Source organism: Streptococcus cristatus (genome assembly GCF_003943815.1).
GTDB classification, from domain to species: Bacteria; Bacillota; Bacilli; order Lactobacillales; family Streptococcaceae; genus Streptococcus; species Streptococcus cristatus_F.
Map to the genome: position 1 here is coordinate 1 of NZ_RJNA01000044.1, position 1175 is coordinate 1175.

The 1175-nt window shown below is 41.0% G+C and carries 1 protein-coding gene and 1 pseudogene; one reads left to right on the plus strand and one right to left on the minus strand.

Annotated elements, in window-relative coordinates:
* Window positions 1-21: 21 nt before the first annotated feature.
* Window positions 22-207, plus strand: a pseudogene (locus tag D8872_RS10615) (IS110 family transposase); the annotation flags it as partial.
* A gap of 294 nt (window positions 208-501) precedes the next feature.
* On the opposite strand, the gene D8872_RS10620 reads toward D8872_RS10615, so the two are convergent.
* Window positions 502-1175 (minus strand): LPXTG cell wall anchor domain-containing protein (locus tag D8872_RS10620; RefSeq protein ID WP_260471701.1); only part of this gene is annotated, 674 nt, incomplete at its 5' end.

The window sequence follows — 1175 nt, forward strand, 5'->3', positions numbered from 1 at the left end:
CATAGCTTCAGCTAGTCATACATAGCTTCAGCTAGTCATACCAATCCCTGCCATATCGCTGACTTTTATGAGAAACGAAAAAGACAATCGACAATAGCTTCAACTAAGCCACATACGATTGCCTCTATACATCGTCTCATTCGAACAATGTATTACCTCATAACGCATAACAAACTTTACGATTACTCTTTGACCCAAAATCGATAAGGCTGTCTATGCCGTATTATTGTAACCCCTTGTTTCAAAAAATACCAGATGAGGTGTTTTTTAGCATGCCCNTTTATNGATCAAAAAGTGTTAAAAATAAGACAGTAACCTCAGAATAGCTACTGTCTTAAGAATAGCTACTGTCTTATCTCTTTTTTTACTTAAAGCCTTGATAGACTTGACAAATGGTAGAAAAGAGCCCAAAAACCCCAGATAGCCTTGAGCCATCCGGGGTTCTTATTTTCATCGCTAAAATGATATCAACAAAATTTCATTGTAGCCGATTTTTGGAACTTAGTCTTCTAAATCCATTTCAGAAGCTGCTGATCTCTTCTTCTTACCAAGAAGAGAGGCAGTTACCAAGGCAGCTACTCCTAATCCAAGACCAGCAAATTGGTTACTTGCAGTTCCTGTATTTGGTAAAGCCTTAGCGTTTGGAGTAACTTTGACTTGTCCTGGTTGTGCAGGCTGTGGCTTAGGTGCTTGAGAGTGATTTGTAGCACTTGAGATTGAAGCACTGTCGGACAAGCTAGCTGAGGTACTTGCGCTGTCACTCATGCTTGCGCTTGTTGAGACTGACTCACTTGCACTTACAGATTCAAGGTAGCTAGGAAGGTTAAACTCTGGCTTAGATTCGCTTGTTGGCTCACCCTTACTATAGCTGAATGAGTTAGATTGTTGTGACTCACTTGTACTCAAACTGTTTGAAACGCTATTGCTAAGTGATGTAGATGTACTTACGCTGTTACTCAAGCTTACTGAAGTACTTGTTGAAACTGAAGTACTACTTGAGTTGTTGCTTGCTGATTCAGATGCACTGATTGAAGCGGACACGCTATTGCTCATGCTTGTGCTTGCTGATTCAGATGCACTAATTGAAGCAGACACGCTGTTGCTCATGCTTGTGCTTGCTGATTGACTTGCACTGATTGAAGCAGACACGCTGTTGCTCATGCTTGTGCTTACTG